The organism is Motilimonas pumila (assembly GCF_003596335.1).
Classification (GTDB): domain Bacteria; phylum Pseudomonadota; class Gammaproteobacteria; order Enterobacterales; family CBDFNC01; genus Motilimonas; species Motilimonas pumila.
The window spans coordinates 120,204-140,970 of the sequence record NZ_QZCH01000007.1 but is presented as its reverse complement, the minus strand read 5'-3'; the positions used below and the strand labels follow the sequence as shown (position 1 = coordinate 140,970).

15 protein-coding genes are annotated in these 20,767 nt (G+C 47.1%); 3 read left to right on the top strand and 12 right to left on the bottom strand.

Annotation, left to right across the window (positions count from 1 at the left end; genetic code table 11):
• Window positions 1–190 precede the first annotated feature (190 nt).
• The 12 genes from D1Z90_RS21950 to lrp form a co-directional block, all read right to left on the bottom strand.
• Window positions 191–1,663: a M12 family metallopeptidase gene (locus D1Z90_RS21950; RefSeq protein ID WP_119910177.1), complete on the bottom strand. Its 1,473-nt coding sequence runs from the start codon at window positions 1,661–1,663 to the stop codon at window positions 191–193.
• Between the two features lie 108 nt (window positions 1,664–1,771).
• Window positions 1,772–3,820, bottom strand: a complete 2,049-nt coding sequence (locus D1Z90_RS21945; RefSeq protein WP_119910176.1) for a PKD domain-containing protein — start codon at window positions 3,818–3,820, stop codon at window positions 1,772–1,774.
• A 99-nt stretch (window positions 3,821–3,919) separates the two neighbouring features.
• Window positions 3,920–6,508 (bottom strand): PKD domain-containing protein, encoded by a 2,589-nt coding sequence (locus tag D1Z90_RS07710; protein WP_119910175.1) that lies wholly within the window; start codon window positions 6,506–6,508, stop codon window positions 3,920–3,922.
• Between the two features lie 39 nt (window positions 6,509–6,547).
• Window positions 6,548–7,213, bottom strand: a complete 666-nt coding sequence (locus D1Z90_RS07705) for an Lcl C-terminal domain-containing protein (RefSeq protein WP_119910174.1) — start codon at window positions 7,211–7,213, stop codon at window positions 6,548–6,550.
• Complete coding sequence (locus tag D1Z90_RS07700; protein ID WP_119910173.1) at window positions 7,213–8,757, bottom strand: ethylbenzene dehydrogenase-related protein; 1,545 nt, start codon at window positions 8,755–8,757, stop codon at window positions 7,213–7,215. Before D1Z90_RS07700 ends, D1Z90_RS07705 begins: the two co-directional genes overlap by 1 nt.
• A gap of 789 nt (window positions 8,758–9,546) precedes the next feature.
• A complete protein-coding gene (locus tag D1Z90_RS07695) occupies window positions 9,547–9,849 on the bottom strand; it encodes a 4a-hydroxytetrahydrobiopterin dehydratase (protein ID WP_119910172.1) in 303 nt (100 codons plus the stop codon).
• A 193-nt stretch (window positions 9,850–10,042) separates the two neighbouring features.
• Window positions 10,043–11,329, bottom strand: a complete 1,287-nt coding sequence (gene serS / locus D1Z90_RS07690) for a serine--tRNA ligase (protein ID WP_119910171.1) — start codon at window positions 11,327–11,329, stop codon at window positions 10,043–10,045.
• A 14-nt stretch (window positions 11,330–11,343) separates the two neighbouring features.
• The gene (crcB, locus tag D1Z90_RS07685; RefSeq protein WP_119910170.1) at window positions 11,344–11,727 is read right to left on the bottom strand and encodes a fluoride efflux transporter CrcB; all 384 of its coding nucleotides are present in this window, start codon (window positions 11,725–11,727) and stop codon (window positions 11,344–11,346) included.
• A gap of 8 nt (window positions 11,728–11,735) precedes the next feature.
• Window positions 11,736–13,067 carry a replication-associated recombination protein A gene (locus D1Z90_RS07680; protein WP_119910169.1) on the bottom strand — a complete coding sequence of 444 codons (1,332 nt, stop codon included), beginning with the start codon at window positions 13,065–13,067 and terminating at the stop codon, window positions 11,736–11,738.
• Window positions 13,067–13,675 (bottom strand): outer membrane lipoprotein periplasmic chaperone LolA, encoded by a 609-nt coding sequence (gene lolA, locus D1Z90_RS07675; RefSeq protein WP_119910168.1) that lies wholly within the window; start codon window positions 13,673–13,675, stop codon window positions 13,067–13,069. Before lolA ends, D1Z90_RS07680 begins: the two co-directional genes overlap by 1 nt.
• A gap of 1 nt (window position 13,676) precedes the next feature.
• On the bottom strand, window positions 13,677–16,481 hold the full coding sequence (locus D1Z90_RS07670; RefSeq protein ID WP_438941742.1) for a DNA translocase FtsK: 2,805 nt from the start codon (window positions 16,479–16,481) through the stop codon (window positions 13,677–13,679).
• Window positions 16,482–16,575: 94 nt separating this feature from the next.
• Window positions 16,576–17,070: a leucine-responsive transcriptional regulator Lrp gene (lrp, locus tag D1Z90_RS07665; protein WP_119910167.1), complete on the bottom strand. Its 495-nt coding sequence runs from the start codon at window positions 17,068–17,070 to the stop codon at window positions 16,576–16,578.
• A 135-nt stretch (window positions 17,071–17,205) separates the two neighbouring features.
• On the opposite strand from lrp, the gene ald reads away from it, so the two are divergent.
• From ald to D1Z90_RS07650, 3 genes are all read left to right on the top strand, one after another.
• Window positions 17,206–18,345, top strand: coding sequence for an alanine dehydrogenase (ald, locus tag D1Z90_RS07660; RefSeq protein ID WP_119910166.1), 1,140 nt, complete (start codon window positions 17,206–17,208; stop codon window positions 18,343–18,345).
• 173 nt (window positions 18,346–18,518) lie between these two features.
• Window positions 18,519–19,481 carry a thioredoxin-disulfide reductase gene (gene trxB / locus D1Z90_RS07655; protein ID WP_119910165.1) on the top strand — a complete coding sequence of 321 codons (963 nt, stop codon included), beginning with the start codon at window positions 18,519–18,521 and terminating at the stop codon, window positions 19,479–19,481.
• A gap of 20 nt (window positions 19,482–19,501) precedes the next feature.
• The gene (locus tag D1Z90_RS07650) at window positions 19,502–20,764 is read left to right on the top strand and encodes a diguanylate cyclase domain-containing protein (RefSeq protein WP_119910164.1); all 1,263 of its coding nucleotides are present in this window, start codon (window positions 19,502–19,504) and stop codon (window positions 20,762–20,764) included.
• The last annotated feature ends 3 nt before the right edge of the window (window positions 20,765–20,767 follow it).

Below are 20,767 nucleotides of genomic sequence, written 5' to 3'. Positions count from 1 at the left end.
GTTCTATCATTGCACAAAATGAAGGGTTCTCAGCGAAATCGTTCGTCAGTCCAAATAACAACGCAATGTATATCCACCATTTTATCTTTCGAAGATAAAACATTGCCTGACAGTTTTGACAGACAATGTTTGTTAACTATCTTATTTAGCCATAAACCTTGGCCAAAATATTAAGCTTGAATACACGCTATTATGAACAGTTACCGACCAAGCTCCATACTTGCCATTGACCGCTATTCTCGGCAGGGCTTTCGCCTTTCGTCCACCAGTTAGCCTTGTATTGACTGCCGGCTAAGCTCACTGTATCACCTGAGTTATACACTGTGCTTGCGCTCCAGGCGTTACCACAGTTACCCGTTGGCGGTAACGTGACCGGTGGCTGTGTCGGTGACACTGTTGGCGTAATAGTCGGCGTAATGGTTGGCGTAATAGTTGGCGCAATCGTCGGAAAAGGTCCCGCGGTATAGCTTGCCGTTAAGGTAACATTGCTAAAGTTTGCGTAACCACGCAGCATAATATGGTAAGTACCTTTGGCATTCGCAATCGAACACGATTCACTGTTGCCATCTTTATATGGTCGACAATCGTAACTATTCGTCGACGGTTTACTGCCACCTTTGACGTACAAATCGGCATCACCCGTGCCACCGCTAATGGATACATTCAGCGTGCCCGAACTGGGTACATCAATGCTGTAAAAAACATCGCCACCCTTGGTACCAGAAGCAGCAACGCTCGCGCCATTGGTTAACTTGCTATTTACGGGGGGTGGAGGCGTCGGCGTTGGCACAGTGCCGCCTGTTGGTTTACCATAAATTTCTTGTAATGCGGCTATGTCTAAATCGGTGAGGAACTGACGTTGGCCCAGCGCGGTGTTCGGCACATTCGGATCTTTTGACGTAATGGTTGGTTGGCCATTCGTGCTAAAGGCTTTGTAACCATAGTGCATAATAGACTTTACATCGTACGGGCCTATTGATGCGGTGACCGCTGCGCCTTTATTAAAGTTAGACTCCATACCCGGGCGAATATTTTGCCACAAAATATTCACGTGATTATCACGATCGGCGCGAGACTGCTCATGATAGAAACCTAAAGCATGTAAAAATTCATGGGCAACAATACCTCTGGTGCCACAGCCTCTGCCAATCGACAGGTCTTGCTTACGGCCAATGCGACCCACCATAGAGTAACAGCCATCACCACGGATAATATTGATGTAACTGGTTTGCGCGCCGCGCTCGACAAACGTTACATTTGCCGCCTCTTCAATCCATTTCATCGCCGCTTTAATCGTCGTCACGTCTTGGGCTGGAACAGCACTGTTGATAACGTAAGGCACAACGCCATTTGGCCAAGTTGTACGTCCTCCCCAGGAGGCTTCAAATTGATTATCACTGTATGGTTTTACTGTGAGAGGATCGGCCCCTTTACTTTGCACCTCTTGGTGCTCACCTAAAATAATATCGCCTTCGTAAACGGCAAGAGATTTACCGTCTAGCTCTTTTCGCTGATAACTGATCTGTTCGTTGGAGCCGTAAATCGTTGCTTGCTCTTCACTTTGCTCGACAAAGTTTGCGTTAATGATTTCTTCCGAGGCACTGTTTGCCAACACCGGACCAGCCAATAATGCCAGTGCGATGGGTGCGAGTTTGAATTTCATTTTTCTTCCTTGTTAAATGTGGGCCTTAGCCCGTTGAACTGGCACCGAGCAGACCGCTACAGTCTCACCACTCAGTGCCATTTAACTCAGTCAGGCTGAGTTAAATCCTTATTGACAACTGCTCACTAGCTGCCACACCTGCCATTGACCACTGTTAGTGGCAGGATCTTGCGCTTTACTCCACCATTGCGCTTGGTAAATGTTACCGGCAACGGCAGCTTGATCGCCTGTGTTGTACACCTGAGAACTTGACCACGTCGCTACATCGCCACAACTGCCTGTTCCACCACCGGTGCCACCACCCGTTCCGCCGCCAGTGCCGCCACCAGTTGCAGCCGTATGATCCGCCACTACGCTCACATTGCTAAAGTTGGCATAACCGACCAACTGCACAAAGTAAGTACCCGCTTGAGCTTGGCTAAACTGACAAGATTCTGAGTTACCATTTTTGTAAGGACGACAATCGTAACTATTTGACGTAGGTGCGCTGCCAAATTTCACGTACAAGTCAGCATCACCGGTACCGCCACTGATATTTATGGTGAGGTTATCCGCTGCCTCATCTAATACGTATTGCAGGGTGGTTTTGCTAGACTTAGCGCCGCTAACGGCTTTGGCGACGCCTTTTTGAAGCGTATTATCGACGGGACCAGATGGCTTGACAGACACGGTTTTAACCACAGAAGTAGAGCCTGACTGGTTGTCCGTCACCACTAATTTAGCGCTGTAACTGCCGCTGGCTAAGTAGGTATGAGAAACGGTTTTGCCAGTGGCGGTGGTGCCGTCACCAAAGGTCCAGTTATAACTGACAATGTTGCCATCACTGTCGCTTGATTGCGCGGCCGAAAAATCACAACTTAATTCAGTACAGCTGGCGCTGAACTTCGCTTGTGGTAATTGGTTGCCGTTACCGCCACCATTACCTACCCCACTAGTCGGCACACCATTGAAATAGTTACTGATTTTCGGCCAGATTTTCGCTATTTGCACCCCCTTGTTGGTGGCGTAACCGCAACCGCCTTTATGGTGTAAAGCAATAGCATTATTGGACGACGCCGCGATAACAGGCGAACCTGAAGAACCGCCTTCGGTATCACATTTATAGCCAGTATCTTGCCCTGGTGTAGCGTCATTCACGCTTGCAACGTCAATTTGACACATGCCATTATTGTTGACATCACTAAAAATACTCAGTTTTTTCCTTGAGCCATTTGGGTGCTGTGGAATGTAAATGCGCTCGCCTTTACTTGGGGTTCTTGGATCAAGACCCAAGTAGCCAAACTCACTGGCAAGAGCCGGGTTTTTCACACTAAACAAGGTGAAATCGTAGCTTGAGTCGGTCGCAATAACTTGGTCTACCACCAGCTTTACATTGCTTGCAGCTTGTGAACTGCCACAGGTCTTGTACTGGTAGTTTAAAACCAATTCTGAGCCATTCGCCACTTGCTGGTTTTCAATACAGTGATTATTGGTTAAGAAGGTATTCCCCGGCCCCACTTTCCATGCGGTACATACCGAGCCACCCATGTAAAGTTTACCCACAGGTTTACTGTGCGCATATTCAACCGGGTGCGAGTCCTCATAACAACCTACGTATTCGTAATCTGATGTGCCACAGGTAGACTCCAAACCTATCTCACCAAGAAAGCTATTACTGTTGCTGACTTCATCTTGGGTTAAGCCGCGATAGTAACTGTCCACCACAACTTCAATCGGGGTATTGTCACCGGCTTTTCTTTGGCCAATAAGGCGCAGTAAGACAGTGTCATCAGAAATCGATAGCGCTGTAAAAGCGCCGCCTGGCTTATCGCCTTTATCGGCATCAAAGTTTTTGGCTGTGTTCAGACCTGGTCCATAGTGGTAAATTTCTTCCCCTGTGCCACTTTTTATTTCAAGGGCCATGCCCTTTGGCAAACTAAGTTGCTTGACGTGCAACTTAATAAAAGGTGAACCGGGCTCATAAATCTCAACCGCCTGCTGCTCAGTACTGGTTAAGCTGATGCTCGCTGCCACTTGCGTTGCCGAAATGGCCGGTTTAGCGGTTTCCATCTGCGCTGCAATATCGGCAAGCTCGATGTCCACTGTGTTGGCGAATACTTGACCGCTACACCCTGCCGCGACGGCAAGAGCCAGCCACGTTTTGCTGAATCGATTCATTGATTTTCTTCCTTGTTATTAATGTTATAAAGGGGCTAACGTACTTCCTGCTCGCTGCCCCTGATGATCAGGCCGTACTGGATGTACAAGCCTTACTTCTTAGTTACAAGCGCTGACCAACTCCCAGCTACTCCATGCATTGCTTGAACCTGGTGCAAGATTGGCGTTGTACCAAGTCGCTCGCCAAAGCTGATTGTTGTAACTCACTTCATCGCCAATAACGTAACTGGTGCTAGTATTCCAAGCATCCACCCCGTTACAGCCTGTAACAGGGCCGTCTGTCGGTGCCACCGTTGGGCTCACACTCGGCGTAATACTCGGCAATGGCGTGGGGTTAGGCGCGAGGGTTGGCGACGGTGTCGGACCATTACCACCTGACACTAATTCCCATGGGCCCCATTGAGATGTGCCAGGCTCATTGCCTTGGTTCCACCACTGGGCTTGGTAAGTTTTACCTTTATGCGTCACTAAGGATTTCGCCACATACACTTTGTCACTTGACCATGCTGTCGCGCCACCTGTGTCAGTTGCAGTCACAGTAATGGTTTGAGTTTGGCTGGCGCTCGCGCCGGCGTTATCTGTCACGGTTAACGTAACGCTGTAGCTGCCCGCTTTGCTGTATGTGTGTGATGGGTTAGTTTGCGTGGCACTGGCGCCGTCCCCAAAGTCCCACGACCGCGATGAGATTTGGCCGTCAGCGTCTTGGCTTGCGTCTTTGAACGACACCGATAAGCCATTATTGGTGCTGGAGAATTGAGCATTTGGCTGCTGATTACCTTGACTGTCGGCAGCGATAACTCGCAGTGATACACCGGCGTAATCTTGGTAGCCGTTTAACATCACATGATAAGTGCCCACTTTAGCCGCAGCAAACTCACAAGTCTCCGCGTTACCATTTTTGTAAGGACGACAATCATAGCTGTTACTGCTAGGTTGACCGCCAAATTTTACAAACATATCCACATCGCCACTGCCACCAGAAGTGGCAATTTGCAGTTTGCCAGTACTGTTACTTTGATAAGTGAAGTATTGACTGCTTGATTTAGCGCCTGACAATCCTGTTTTAGCGACCTTGTTGGTTAAAATAGCATCTGCTGGATCGGACTTTTTCACCGTCACGGTTTGAGTTTGGCTTTTGGTTTTGCCGGCTTTATCCGTCACAGTCAGCTTAACGCTATAGCTACCTGCAGCGGCAAACTTATGGTCTGCTTTTTGGCCCGTTGCGCTGCTACCATCGCCAAAACTCCAGCTGTAAGTAAGCTGCTCACCGGTTGAATTGCTCGCATCAAAACGACACGTTAACTCTTGACAACTATTGCTAAATTGAGCCGACAAATCGACTGCGCCAGTGGCAACAATCGTTCGACCAGCGCTGTCTTTGGCTAGGGTATAGACTTGTCCAACACTCGCTGCATTCCAAATGCTGAGACCTGAAGGCAGCGATAAAGGATCGGCATCGCGACTACTCAAGGCTAATGTTTGTGCGTTGCTGCTAAAGCGAGCGGTGCGCACCAACATTTGCTCACCCTTCATCTGGACGATTTTAAATTGTGCAAAACTGCTTTGATCTGCAATCCAATCTGAGTAACGGTCTGCCGGGCGAGTTGGCGCGCCCCAGCTCCCTTCACCAATAAATACCGTACCCGCACTGACTTTCTGCATATCATTACTGGCAGGTTTTACGGGCCAAGAATATTTCACCAGGTGGCTGTCTGACTCCACCACTAGGTTCATCTTCTTGTTGTAAAAGTCATTCGCCCATTCAAACATTTTACTGTTGACGTAGCTCTTTGACGTTGTTCGAGGGAACATTGGCTTATGATATTGCCCAACACGCCATGTGGCACTTGCGCCTTTCGCTGCTAGATCACTGCTCAACCAGCTTTTTTGGCGGCTCCACTCACTTGAGTAGCCTGAGTTTCTAAATTCTGTATTGAGCGTATAAACGCGCAGCTGGTTACCGCCGACGTTAACCGCAAAATACGTGTCATCTAAAGTACAGCGACCGTCTTTATTGGAATCGATACCAAACACTTTACACATAAAGGTCTGGTCATATTTTTCATGGTTACCCACAGCAGGAATCAAAGGGTATACCGTTTTATAACTTTTACCGTCAATCACGTCACTGGTAAAAGTGTACTGCCAGTCATCTAGCCAAGCGGATATTTCATGGGCTTCGTTGCCGTACGTTAAATCACCGCCAAACATCACAAACAAAGGTCGAGACTTTGCGACTAGCTTGTTACCACTGCGGCGTACCGACGGATTACTGCGAGAGTCACCACCGGCGATAAAGGTAAAGTCGCTGCTGCTGGCTGGCGCCGTTTTAAAGTTGTATAAACTGCCACAGCCGCTATCGTCACAGACTTTAAAAAAGACTTTACTGTCGGGGGTGAGGTTCGCTAAACGTACAAATTCACTATCAAACCCAGCGTCAAAACTGTAGCTTGCGGTGACCGACTTTTTGCTCCAGTTAGTCTCATTAGTGTCGCTACCATACATCACGTAGGCGTTGCTCGATTGGCCGACAGGAGAAAAGCCAATGACGGCACTGCGAGCAGGGTCTTGATCCCAGACCACACGAACTTGACCGGTTCCGGCATAACTCGCACCGCTAAAACTGGCAGCGAGGGCTAACGGTAAAAGCGCTAGCTTGAAGGTTTTCTTTCCATGTGAAATATTCACAATTTAAGACTCCTCATTCATTTCCATGAATGTCTTTGGTTAATGTAAAGTGTCGCTAGTGGGTATTGCAGCATGCTGTTTGAGAGAGTCATCGCTGCTTACCAATCGCAGCCAAGCTGCGTTATTTGGCCCTAGTCGGCCAATTTCGCCACTACCAAAGTGCACGGTAGTAATTTGAGAATGGTGGAAATCGCTACTCCAATAAGGACCTTTCACGGTATGAGGAAATAAACCAGCCGGTACTTTGGCTTTACCGGGATAAGCAGCATCATTGACTAATGAGGTGAGTTCTTGGGCTGTGGGTACTCGCCATTGCTGACTGCCGCAGTAATTAATTTGATTAAGCAGGCGTACCAAATCTTCGCTGTGACAAGGAACAAACCCTTGCCCTACCCCGCAGCTACCTAAGCGTTGTGAAGGCTTTTCGGCCAAAAACCAAGAATAGGTTGATTTGTAATAGTGTGCATTCTCCTGCACAGACTTCACTTCCCACATCAAACCTTGCACTTGGTCGTAAACACAATGCCAAGGGCCAGACTTGGCAGCCACGGCTTCGCCTTGATGCGTCAGCTTGGTAAATCGGCTCGAAGCACCCGCGACACTGTGACTATTCACATCGCACCCCAATCCACCAAGAGCCGCTAGGCTTATCGTCATTGCGCGCAGTACTTGAGTTAACCCAGCAGGCAGCAATAGTGCTTTCATTATGAGCCCTCCTGTATGACTAACTGCCAAGGACGCTGCGGATAACTATGCTGTGTTTGACTGGCATCAAACGTCGCAGGCCAAAGATACACCCCCGACGTCAGTGCCATATCAAACTCAGAGTAAGTATCTCGGTCTCGCGCTATTTCGAGAGTCCAAGTGCCCTTATGCCATTGAGCTTTCGCTCTCACGTCCCCTCTGTCACCATCAAAACTGTCTAGCCATAGTACGCTCGGCAGTTGCGTGCCAACGGGGTAATTGTCCAAATGTTCACTGTACGGCTCAGTGTCCCACCAGCTGATAGCAAAACGTTTACGTTGCGCTAATCGCTGCCAGGCATCGGCAGTGGGTAAGCGAAGCGGCACCACAGTACTTTCACTAAACCATTGCCAATTCATGCGGTAGCCGCCGCTGTCTTTTGGATCGGCTTGATAGCCTGCGGTGTATCGCGGACAGTGCTGGCAAACCGGAGCCGGTTGACCAAAATGATCGTCATCGAGCACCGCCATGTGACCAAGCCTTGACGCTTTCCATTGCCACATGTCTGCCATGCCTTGTTGCATATAGTGGTAGCCACGGCCCGAGCGAGAAGGAGGAGCATTATCCAGAGGTTGACTGCCAAGATGAATGGAGCCTGCTGCGCCAAAGCGAGCATTATCACTGATCATCAAAGCGAACTTGTCTTCGTAATTACCGATTTCGTCGTCTTGACCGAAACCATTGTGCTGCACTTGCCAACCCGCAGCGGTTTTGATCAGCGGTAAGTGGGTCAAGTTTTCACTGCTATCTTGCCATTGGAACAGAAAATAAATGACCGACTCATCATGCATAGCTTTGGCCGAAATCACCGTTTTAATGGCGCCTTTCGCGCCTTGGGCTACCAATAAGTCAGTACCTGTGATGTGCTGCCACTCAGTCGCTTCGCCATCTAATGCAATCGCAACGTGTTTTGGCTTACTGACGAGTTTAGGGCTTAACTTTGGATAGAAAATACTGACCGCATAACTCACGGTAATCGCAACAACAGCCGCCGCGCTCAGCACCAGATATCGCCGCTGATTTGACGGCTGTCGGCCTGGTATAAATACTTTTAACCATTGACTAATGGGAAGCTGAAGATGCTGAATAAGGTGCCAAATGACGACGACTATAAGCAGTAACGCGAGCCAATAATGACAAAACTGAACAAATAGATAAGGTAAATTTGGCAAAGCTAAATAGAGCAGCACACCCGAGCAAAAAGATAACGCTAAAAGGAGATATAACAGGTGGATCACACGATGCCTTTTGGGGCTGATCCGCAAAGGTTGTGGTCTTAAAAAATGGAAGCCTAAATATAAGATAACCACCAACAACCAGCACAGTGCACTTAAGCCATGCCAAAAATACACATCACCTTGTGGCATAAACAATGCTGGCAGTGCAATGGCAAAATCACTGTCTTGAGCTAAACGAAAGCCAGACAGTAAGCTGGTGAAAAATGCAATGATAGCTAAAAGGTGAGTCACAACGATATAAACATGACTGGTGCGTATTTTTTTCAAGTGGCAATTCCTTTTGCTTCATCGAAAACCCATGACACTGACTCTCGCCATTGCCTTAAACAAGACATACAGACGTTGAGCTTGGTCATTAACTTGTCACACAGTTTACAAACAAGTAACAGGAAAATGCTTGCAGTTATCAGACATGGCTAATTGCCCTCATGAATCGCTATCATGGATAACATTCAAAGGATAAATATGACCTCAAAATATATGCAAATCATTGTTTTTAAATGAATTTCAATTTCTACTCAGAAGAAATGAAAGATTAACTTCTGTTAGTGAAAAAAATTGAATGGTGTCAAAATCCCGCTTTTTTTTACTAAACGTCCCACATTAAAAATGCTCAGTTCACAAAAACATCAAGGCAAAAGGTCTTAGCCATTAACATTTCTATAACAGTGTCGCTTTTGTGTAATTTTATCGCTGGGTATTTAGGCGCCCTAACAGAGGAAAATTCACCAAATCCGTGCTTCACTGTCCTTAAAGCATACGCAGCAGGCAACAAAACCTACTGATAGCGCTACCATAGTGGCAATGCTTGCTATCGTCACAGGCGAGCACAAACGAAAAGAGGATAAAAAGACTGTCTTTGACGCTGATAGCAGCCGACATAAGGTGTAACAAGCCATGGTTGACCGTGCTAAGCAAGCAATGAAAAGGGCCTGAACCCCATGACAAGAGTGAAGTCGTAATAAAAAATGAAAATAAATACACAGATTGAAAAATCATTTCGTCGCAGATGTTACTGATGTATGGCAGTCCACGGCGATTTTGAGACAAGAATTGCTAATGCGACGGCAGTAATTGCTCAATGCGCGTGGCCAATATTACATCCAGCTCACTGATACACTTAAGTTGGTGATGAAATAAGTAGATTTCTACCCTGTGATAACTGTTACTCCAGTCTGGGTGATGGTTGTAAGTCTCTGCAATCATCGCAACTTGCGTCATAAATGCAAAAGCCCGCGAAAAGTCTTTTAAGGTAAACACTTTATGTAGCCCTTGAGCGGTAATTTGCCAACCTGGCAGGTCACCTATCGCTTGTGCTAAAGCCTCTGGCGAGAGGCATTGATAATCATTTGTTTGCATCATCATCTCCTTGGTTGTAGTTAGCTTAGCAGACAATAAAAAGGGGGAAAAAGTGATAAACAGCAGCTGCCCTCGAATCTGATAATCTCTCGGCTTTTATCAAAGCCAAAAAAAGCCAGCAATTATGCTGGCTTTGTAAGATTAAGAGGTATTTCGCGTGCGCCGTATTTATTGACGCTTGCTCACCATGCCATTAACCTAAATGGGTAAGACCGCCCATGTATTGCTGCAACGCAGTAGGCACTTCAATGCGGCCATCTTCAAGCTGATAGTTTTCTAAGATCGCCACCAAGGTTCGACCTACCGCCAAACCTGAGCCATTTAAGGTATGCAGCAATTCCGGTTTCTTGGCACCTTCAGGGCGAAAACGCGCTTGCAAACGACGAGCTTGGAAGTCTCCCACGTTAGAACAAGACGAAATTTCTCGGTAAGTGTCTTGAGCCGGTAACCACACTTCTAAATCAAACGTTTTAGTGGCGCCAAAGCCCATGTCACCGGTACACAGTGACATCACTCGATAAGGTAACTCCAGCTTTTGCAAAATAGCTTCAGCGTGTTGAGTCAGTTCATCCAATGCTTGGAAGCTTTGCTCAGGGTGAACCAGCTGGACCATTTCGACTTTGTCAAATTGATGTTGGCGAATCAAACCACGGGTATCTCGACCATAGGAGCCCGCTTCACTGCGAAAGCAAGGCGTATGCGCCGTCATTTTGATCGGCAAGTCGTTGGCAGCAAAAATTTCATCTCGCGCCATATTGGTCAAAGGCACTTCCGCAGTTGGGATCAAAGAAAGGCCCTGGCCTTCTTCGGTAGCGGGTTTGGTATGAAATAAATCACCGCCAAACTTTGGCAATTGACCCGTGCCGTATAAACTATCTGCATTGACCAAATAAGGCACATACATTTCCGTGTAACCGTGCTCAGTGGTATGCACGTCTAGCATAAACTGCGCTAACGCACGGTGCAACTTGGCAATTTGCCCTTGCATGACGATAAAGCGAGAGCCGGTCAACTTCACGGCACTTTGAAAATCTAACCCGCCTAACGCTTCACCCAAGTCAACGTGATCTTTGACTTCAAAGTCGAATTGTTTTGGCTCACCCCAACGACGGATCTCAACGTTTTCGTCTTCATCTTTGCCTACCGGCACAGACTCATGTGGCAAGTTAGGGATGCTAAGCGAGAGCTCGTTAATCTCCGCTAACAAGTCGGTTAGACGCTGTTTAGCTGCGTCTAAATCTTCACCCAATTGCGCCATCTCAGCACGTAAAGGAGCAATGTCTTCACCACGCTTTGCTGCGGCACCAATGGACTTAGAACGGCTGTTTCTTTCTGCTTGTAAGGATTCTGTTTTTACCTGTAGCGCTTTACGCTCTGTTTCTAATTCAGTAAGTTTGGCTACGTCTAACTGGAAACCGCGCGTGGCCAGCTGATCAGCGACCCCTTGCAAATCGCCGCGTAAAAATTTTGGATCTAACATGTTTAACCTTACGTTTAACTTTTTAAAATGAGTTGAGTGCCAATCCATGCCGCGGTGATACACACCACCACATTAATAACAACGTTAAGAATGGCTTTTAATAATTCGCCTTGCTGAATTAACAACAAGCTGTCCATTGAGAAAGTAGAAAAAGTAGTGAGTGCGCCTAAAAAGCCCACCCCAATAATCTGCTTCCACGGGTGGCTGTTGATGATATTTTGTTCTAATAGCATAAAAATCATACCCATCATCAATGACCCGACCACATTGACGATAAGTGTACCAAAAGGAAAGCCCTTTCCAAAGGCGCTAAGTGCCCAATTGCTGATAACAAATCGCAGGCAAGCTCCCATTGCTCCCCCCATTGCTACAAAACCCAACGCCGCTAAACTGTTCATTGTTTTACTCACTCATCATAACGTTTACGTTCACTGGCTTGGTCCCACTGCGCCAAGCGCGCCAATTTCTCTTGTAACTGTATTTCTAAGCCACGAGGCTCGGGGTAGTAATAACGTTGTGCTTTAAGGGCATCGGGAAAATAGTTTTCCCCCGCGGCGTAAGCGTTAGCTTCATCATGGGCATAGCGATACTCGGCGCCATAGCCCAGCTCACTCATTAACTTGGTTGGCGCGTTACGTAAATGTACTGGTACATCAAGTTCGCCGTGCTCTCTGGCGTCTACCATGGCGGCTTTGAACGCAGTATAGACGGCGTTACTTTTGGCTGCGCACGCTAAATATACGATAGCTTGAGCAATAGCGCGTTCACCCTCGGCGGCGCCTACTCTGCTGTAACAGTCCCAAGCAGAAACTGCAATCTGCATCGCTCTTGGATCGGCGTTTCCCACATCTTCTGAAGCGATAGCCAATAAACGTCTGGCAATATAAAGAGGGTCACACCCTGCGGTCAGCATTCTGGCATACCAATAAAGCGCCGCGTCAGGGGCTGAGCCACGAATGGATTTATGTAACGCTGAGATCAAGTCGTAATATAAATCTCCCTGCTTATCGAAACTGCCGGCTTGGCGCCCTGCAACAGCGGTAAGCAGCGCCAGTGTAAGGCATTTTCGGCCATCCTCTGCCGTGGCCATGTCCACCATCAGCTCGATAAAATTAAGGGCTTTACGACCATCTCCCCCGGCTAATGCAATGAGCTTATCAGCCACGCCTTGATCCAAAGTAATATCTTGACCATCAAAGCCTTCCGCTAACGCTCGGGTCAGTAATTGCTGACAATCTTCAGCGCTGAGTTTTTTTAAAACGTACACCCGCGCTCGGGATAACAGGGCATTATTGAGCTCAAAAGAAGGATTTTCAGTGGTCGCGCCAATAAATGTGACGGTGCCGTCTTCAATAAAAGGCAAAAATGCGTCTTGCTGACTTTTATTAAAACGGTGTACCTCATCAACGAACAAGAGTGTACGGTAGCCTTGCTGACCATTTAGTTTCGCTTGATCAATCGCGGCGCGGATATCTTTTACGCCGGAAGTCACCGCCGAAAGTCGCTCCACTTTAGCGTCGCAATATTGCGCCGCTAACTCAGCCAAGGTTGTTTTACCTGTGCCAGGAGGGCCCCATAAGATCATAGAGTGGCAATAGCCAGCTTCAAGAGCCTGGCGCAAAGGCTGCCCTGGGCCAAGCAAGTGCTGCTGACCGACATAGTTGTCTAGCTTTGACGGCCTAAGGCGAGCAGCCAAAGGCCGAAAGTCTGGTGCAAAGTCCAGATCCATATTGCTCATTATCTTTGGTCGTCGATCTCTACGCCTTGAGGTACGATAAATTCAAAGTCTGACTTTTGATAGTTACCTTGAGTACTAAATTCACTCAGGCTAAATTCACTGCTTTGCCCTTGCGCTTCCTTTACCGAAAATGCAGCCAGCTCACCCTTGGCATTAAAAGTCATCACAAACTCGGCAATCACAGCGTCTGGGTTATCTTGCGTGATTGTGTATGTTTGGCCTTTTTTACTCACATCAAACTTCTGCCAAATCTTTGGGTCGCTGCTGGCCAGCAGCAGAAACGGCGTTCCTTCAATAGCAGTGGCTTGGTCGAGCAAGGTCACTTGCTCTACAAACGGGCTATAAATCCAAACCGTATTGCCGTTTGACACGACTAACTCTTCATCTGGCTCTGTAACTTGCCATTTGAACCTGTCTGGGCGAGAGACGGTCAGCTCACCTTTGGCCTGCTGAATCACTTCTCCGTCAGCATCCAGTACTTGTTGATTAAACTGGGCATTAAACTGCGCCACAGATTGCAGCTTTTGTTGTAGCTCCTGCTGCACGTCTGCCAATACGGCAGAGCTAAATAAACACAATGAAGAAACAAGTAGTTGTAATTTTTTCATATTAATTCCTAGGAGGCGGAGGCGGCGCGAGCACTTCGCGGTTACCGTTATGACCGGGCGCGCTAACAATGCCTTGTAGTTCCATTTGCTCTACAATACGTGCGGCGCGGTTATAACCTATCTTAAATTTACGTTGAACACCAGACACAGAACCACGACGAGTTTCGGTTACAAACGCCACCGCTTCGTCATAAAAGGCGTCCATTTCTTCATCTGCTTCAGCCACTTCGCCAGGCAACATATTTTCTGCTGTCGGTTCGCCGTTTAAAATATCTTCAATGTAGTTAGGCTCACCACGCAGTTTCCAGTCGGCGACTACTTTATGTACTTCATGGTCATCCACAAATGCACCGTGTACCCGAGTCGGTACGCTCGTGCCTGGTGGCATATAAAGCATATCACCCATACCCAATAATGATTCAGCGCCCTGCTGGTCGAGTATGGTTCGAGAGTCAATTTTGCTGGACACTTGAAACGCGATGCGCGTTGGTATGTTGGCTTTAATCAAGCCAGTTATAACATCAACAGAGGGACGTTGAGTCGCCAAGATCAAGTGTATACCGGCAGCGCGCGCTTTTTGCGCGATGCGAGCAATCAACTCTTCCACTTTTTTACCCACAATCATCATCATGTCAGCAAATTCATCGACCACCACCACTATGTGAGGCAGTTTCTCCAGCTCAGGAGCGGTTTCGTCCATGCTGTCACCGGGTTTCCATAGTGGATCGCAAAGTGGCGTGCCCGCTTCAATTCCGGCTTCGACTTTAGCATTGTAACCTTTGAGGTTACGGACACCCACCGCTGACATCAGCTTATATCGACGCTCCATCTCCCCTACACACCAACGCAGCGCATTGGCGGCTTCCTTCATATCCGTCACCACTTCAGATAATAAGTGCGGAATACCTTCGTAGACAGAGAGCTCTAACATTTTCGGATCTATCATGATCATGCGCACGTCTTCTGGCGATGACTTGTACAATAAACTCACTATCATACAGTTCACCCCGACCGACTTACCTGAGCCCGTAGTACCCGCAACCAACAGGTGCGGCATTTTGGCTAAGTCTACCACCACAGGTTTACCGGCAATATCACTGCCGAGCACCATGCTAAGAGGCGACGCGTTGCTTTGGAACGCTTGGCAGTCAAGTACTTCACGTAAAAATACCGTTTCACGGTGCCGGTTAGGCAGCTCTAATCCTATGTAAGACTTGCCAGGGATCACCTCTACGACCCGCACACTCATCGCCGATAGCGCGCGCGCGAGATCTTTCGATAAGCCGGTTATTTTGCTGACCTTAATACCCGGCGCGAGATCCAATTCAAAGCGGGTAATCACAGGTCCAGGGAACACGGCTACCACTTGAGCTTGCACATTAAAGTCCAATAACTTCGCTTCCACCAAACGGGATACTTGATCCAACTCTTCTTGGCTAATCGGGTTTTCAGCCTTATTAGGGCGGTCCAATAAATCGATGGATGGTAAGGGGGCTAAAGGCGGCAGGTTCTTTTTCGCTTCGACCGCTTTAATGGCTTCTTCTAAGCTTGGCGTATTGCTATTTGGGTTGACTAGCTGGGCCACAGCCGGCGGCGTGGCATTTTCTTGCCGAGCGTCATCATTGGTATCCAGTGACGAATGAGCCGGGAAAATAGCCGGGTCTTCAGGCGTTAAATCTTGCCCATCATGGGCTGCAGTTGCCGCAGGTAAGTCAGTTGTTGCAACAGGTGTCACAGGTGAATGAGGCGTGACCTCTGGCGTAAGTTGGTGAATATCCCCCACACTAGGCGCCTGTTTTTCTTCCGGAGGATTTTGCTGCCCCGCTTTGTCAAACTGCCCTTTCGCCGCCACCGATTTTTGCACCGACTCAATGTGGCTCTCTAAATTATCTTCGGCAACAACGTCCATATGGCCAGCCGCATCTTCGTCTAACCAGGGCACATCCATCACGTTAGCTTGATTGTCTAGCTCATCGCTATGTTCGTAGTGCGCTGAAAACGCAGGTAAACCATCCGCAAGTTCCGCGTCTGTCACATTGCCTTGGTTGAGCTGTATATTTTCATCAAATACCTTTTCTAAACTCGGCAGCTTTGGCTTATCTTCCGGTGCTTTCATTGTCGATTCTGCTTCAGGTAATTGCTCCGAAAACAGAATTTTATCCGCCCCTTGCGGCTCATCTTTTCGGGCTCTCGCTTGTTGTATTTTTTGCGGTAGATTGACTAAAAATAGCGCTGAGTGAATTATCCACTCACCCAATTTATCTATCAACATCAACCAAGAAAGGCCCGTCAATAAGGTAAAGCCTGTCGCAATAAAACACAGTAACACCAAGGTTGAACCTAATAAGCCAAAATACTCCACCATGGCGCGCGATAAAATATCGCCAAGCACACCGCCGCTTGAAAAATAGTAAATGTCGTCAAAGTTTAATGACGCCAACGCGGTAAAGCCCAGCACCAAAAATAAAAAGCCGATGACCCTTAACCCTAAAGCCAAATAATCGAGCTTAAATAAGCCTTTAGGTTTCCAGAACAAAAACCACGCTACCCCCACGATCACAAACGGCAATAAATACGCGGTGATCCCAAATATGAATAGAGAAATGTCCGCCAGCCAGGCTCCAGCGCTGCCTCCTGAGTTACTGATCGAACCTTCCCAAGCAGTTTGCGTCCAGCTAGGATCGGCAGGATGAAAAGTGACCAAAGATAGCATCATGAATATCGCGAAACCGTGGCAAGCAATCAGCCCCACTTCTAGAATACGCGCGATACCTGATAATGAAGACAGGGTTTTAGCCTTAGTCAAACTCAGCTCCTTGTGGTGAATGCTGCGGCAAATAACAAAAAAAGCGGCATAAAGCCGCTCTTATATTCTAACTGTTTGTTTGAACAGGTAAAGCTTAACGCGTCTTAATCACTAAAGAATTAGACTGTTTTACTTCTTCCATCACAACATACGTACGTGTGTCATTCACACCCGGTAGACGTAAAAGAGTCTCGCCCAACAGTTTACGGTAAGCAGACATGTCGCTCACGCGCGTTTTAAGCAGATAGTCGAAGTCACCGGAGACAAGGTGACACTCTTGGATTTCTTCCAATTCTTGCACCGCGCCATTAAATTGCTCAAACACGTCAGGCGTGCCGCGGTTTAATGTAATTTCAACAAACACCAGCAGTGATGCATCTAGATACAGCGGATTTAAAATGGCGGTATAGCCTTTAATGTATCCTTGGCGCTCAAGGCGGCGTACCCTTTCTAAACAGGGTGTCGGGCTTAAGCCAACACGCTTAGACAGCTCCACATTCGAGATGCGGCCATCTTTTTGTAGCTCGTTTAGAATATTGCGATCGATACGATCAAGGTCTTTCAGAGGTCTACTGTTAACATCCATCATTTATAAAGTTCCATTCAATTACATCCCAGTAAAACAATATCACGCCTAAAGTTGTATTATAGTGGCATACTCTACAGTTTAGAGAATATACTAGCGTAATAACCTTAAATTTTCATAAATACATGTGAGGTTTTTATGATCATTGGAGTACCCAAAGAAGTTAAAAACCACGAATATCGAGTTGGTTTGATTCCTGCGAGTGTGCTTGAATTAATTCGACTCGGACATCAGGTCTTAGTTGAAACACAAGCCGGCCATGGCATAGATATTTCAGACCACCAATACGAAAAAGCCGGCGCTAAAATAGTACCAAGCTCAGACTATGTATTCTCAAAATCTGACTTGATAGTCAAGGTGAAGGAGCCTCAGCCATTAGAGCGTCAAAAGCTCAAACCACATCAAATCCTGTTCACCTATTTACATTTAGCAGCCGATCTGCATCAGGCGGAGGATCTTATCAAGAGTAAGGCCGTATGTATAGCATATGAAACTGTTACGGATGCTTTTAATGGTTTACCTCTGCTTGCGCCTATGTCAGAAGTCGCTGGCCGTATGTCGGTCCAAGCGGGTGCGAGGGCACTAGAGAAATCTGCCGGTGGTCGGGGTTTATTGTTGGCAGGTGTTCCTGGCGTAGCAGCGGCTAAAGTGGTGATCATTGGCGGAGGAAATGTCGGTCGAGGAGCCCTTAAAATTGCCCACGGCATGGCGGCAAATGTCACCATTTTAGATAAAAATATCAAAGTGTTAAGGGAAATAGACCAAGACTATGGTAATGCTGTTACCACCCTTTATGCCAATAACCACAACCTGCAACAAGCCGTGCTTGAAGCTGATTTAGTGATAGGTGCGGTGTTGGTGCCAGGCGCGGCGGCCCCTAAACTCATTAGTGCGGACATGGTCAAACAAATGAAACCAGGCGCAGTTATCGTTGACGTTGCCATCGATCAAGGTGGTTGCTGCGAAACCGCACGTCCCACCACTCACGAGAACCCAACCTATATCATTGATAACATAGTACATTACTGTGTTAGCAATATGCCAGGTGCAGTGGCACGCACCGCCACATTTGCATTAAACAACGCGACCTTGCCTTACATCATAGCGTTAGCAGAAAAAGGACTGTGCCAAGCAATGGCCGATGATCCCGGCTTGTTTAATGGCCTAAATGTTATTAATGGTCATATATGTCGCCAAGAGGTTGCAGACAGCTTAGATTTGCCATATTTGGCCATCAAAGAGCCGAAAAATATATCAAATATTCTAAAAAGCAGCTGATATTTTCAGCTCTTTTACTTATAAAATATAACTAATTGTTCTTTTAGAGCCCAGAGTTTTGCGGGCAAAGCCGCCTCATTACAATATTTTATTCGCTATCAATCGCCATCGCTTTACCGGCTTAGTGAAATTCCCTACAATCGGCGCAAGCATTAAGGAAGAGACCTCAAAACATGAGCGAAAGCAAACATTGTAAATTACTTATTTTAGGTTCAGGACCAGCGGGTTATACCGCGGCTGTTTACGCGGCACGCGCAAACCTTAACCCTGTTTTAGTGACCGGCATTCAACAAGGTGGTCAGCTAACAACAACAACCGAAGTTGAAAACTGGCCTGGCGACGCCGAAGGTCTAACGGGCCCTGCGCTAATGGAGCGTATGAAAGCCCATGCTGAGCGTTTTGAAACTGAAATATTGTTTGACCATATTAATGAAGTGGATCTCAAACAGCGCCCATTCACCTTAAAAGGTGATTCCGGTGAATATACTTGTGATTCTTTAATCATCGCAACCGGTGCCTCGGCACGTTACTTAGGCCTGCCTTCTGAAGAAGCCTTTAAGGGTCGTGGCGTTTCAGCCTGTGCCACTTGTGATGGATTCTTTTACAGAAACCAGAAGGTTGCCGTCATTGGTGGTGGTAACACTGCGGTTGAAGAAGCTTTGTATTTGTCTAACATCGCCAGTGAAGTGCACTTAGTTCATCGTCGCGACACTTTCCGTTCAGAGAAAATTTTAACCAAGCGCCTGATGGATAAAGTCGAAAATGGCAATATCACTCTACACTTGAATCGTACCCTAGACGAAGTATTAGGGGATGACATGGGCGTAACCCAAGTACGCGTGAAAGACACCCAATCAGATGCGACTGAAACCATCGATGTCATGGGTTGCTTTGTGGCTATTGGTCACAGCCCAAACACCGGAATTTTCGAAGGCCAGCTAGAAATGAAAGACGGTTATTTAAAAATCCAATCTGGCACGGAAGGAAATGCGACGCAAACATCTATTGAAGGTGTATTTGCTGCGGGCGATGTCTCAGATCATATATATCGCCAAGCAATTACTTCTGCTGGCAGCGGTTGTATGGCAGCATTAGATGCAGAGCGCTTTTTAGACGGCCTCAACGACCAAAAATAAAACCATAATGGAGTGCGGGTATGAAAAAAATCCTGGTCATAGAAGACAGCAAAACCGTAAATAAAATTTTACAACAAGTCATTGAAAGCCAGTTAAATATACCCGTCGACGTTGCCGAAACCATGGCAGAATGCAGCCAGTTTATCAGTGACAATGGCGCTGATAGCTACTTCGCTGCCATGGTAGATTTAAACCTGCCTGATGCCCTCAGCGGTGAAGCCGCAGCATTAACCTTATCGAAACAAATACCCACCATAGTGCTGACCGCAGACTATAACGAGAACATGCGCAGCAAGTTGCTCGACATGGGTGTGGTTGATTATGTTATCAAAGACAGCAGTTACTCATTTAACTATGCCATTACCCTGCTGAAACGTTTGCTTAAAAACCAATATTTGAAAATCTTGGTTACTGATGACTCAAAAGTATCACGTCAATACCTAGCAAGTTTACTAAAACAGCATCTTTTTCAGGTGTTTACTGCAGAAAATGGGGTGCAAGCATTAGCCATCCTAAATCAAGAGCCTGACATCAAGGTATTACTCACCGATTACAACATGCCCGAGATGGACGGCTTTGCGTTAGTCAAAGAGTTGCGCAAGAATAAAGACAAGCAAGAGCTCGCCATTATCGGCATTTCTTCTGCCGATGACGCTTCATTATCGGCCCGCTTTATCAAACATGGCGCTAACGACTTTCTCTCCAAACCTTTTATTCACGAAGAGCTCTACTGCCGCGTTAATCAGACCTTAGAGCACATTGAACTGATTGAAGAAATACAAGACTCTGCCAATCGGGATTTTATGACCAAGTTGTATAATCGCCGTTACTTGTACAATCAAGGTGCGGCCTTGCACCAACACGCGTTACAATCTGGCAAGCAATTGGCAGTAGCAATCATGGACATAGACCATTTTAAAGAAGTCAATGATACCTACGGCCATGACGCCGGAGACGTGGTACTGATACACTTTGCCAATATGCTCATTAAATGCTTTCCAAACGGCTTAGTCGCTCGCCTTGGCGGCGAAGAGTTCTGTTTATTGTTGCCAGAACTTGATAATCAGCACGCCGCTGAGCGATTAGACAAATTTCGACAAACGTTGGCAGCAATGCCGATTCACGCTGAAGATCAAGAGATTTGGATCAGCGCGTCATTTGGCGTGACCAATGTATTGGAAGAACAACTAGAAGCGCAAATCAACCGCGCCGACAAATTGTTATACGAAGCCAAAAACAACGGCAGAAATCAGGTATTCGCCGATGTCGACGGGCAGTTCTAACGC

Bases quoted from the DNA above. Each gene is read 5' to 3' on its own strand.
- trxB (WP_119910165.1), top strand. From the start codon at position 18,519: ATGAGCGAAAGCAAACATTGTAAATTACTTATTTTAGGTTCAGGACCA.
- ald (WP_119910166.1), top strand. From the start codon at position 17,206: ATGATCATTGGAGTACCCAAAGAAGTTAAAAACCACGAATATCGAGTT.
- crcB (WP_119910170.1), bottom strand. From the start codon at position 11,727: ATGAACAGTTTAGCGGCGTTGGGTTTTGTAGCAATGGGGGGAGCAATG.
- D1Z90_RS07695 (WP_119910172.1), bottom strand. From the start codon at position 9,849: ATGCAAACAAATGATTATCAATGCCTCTCGCCAGAGGCTTTAGCACAA.
- serS (WP_119910171.1), bottom strand. From the start codon at position 11,329: ATGTTAGATCCAAAATTTTTACGCGGCGATTTGCAAGGGGTCGCTGAT.
- D1Z90_RS21950 (WP_119910177.1), bottom strand. From the start codon at position 1,663: ATGAAATTCAAACTCGCACCCATCGCACTGGCATTATTGGCTGGTCCG.
- D1Z90_RS07705 (WP_119910174.1), bottom strand. From the start codon at position 7,213: ATGAAAGCACTATTGCTGCCTGCTGGGTTAACTCAAGTACTGCGCGCA.
- D1Z90_RS21945 (WP_119910176.1), bottom strand. From the start codon at position 3,820: ATGAATCGATTCAGCAAAACGTGGCTGGCTCTTGCCGTCGCGGCAGGG.
- lrp (WP_119910167.1), bottom strand. From the start codon at position 17,070: ATGATGGATGTTAACAGTAGACCTCTGAAAGACCTTGATCGTATCGAT.
- lolA (WP_119910168.1), bottom strand. From the start codon at position 13,675: ATGAAAAAATTACAACTACTTGTTTCTTCATTGTGTTTATTTAGCTCT.
- D1Z90_RS07680 (WP_119910169.1), bottom strand. From the start codon at position 13,067: ATGAGCAATATGGATCTGGACTTTGCACCAGACTTTCGGCCTTTGGCT.
- D1Z90_RS07650 (WP_119910164.1), top strand. From the start codon at position 19,502: ATGAAAAAAATCCTGGTCATAGAAGACAGCAAAACCGTAAATAAAATT.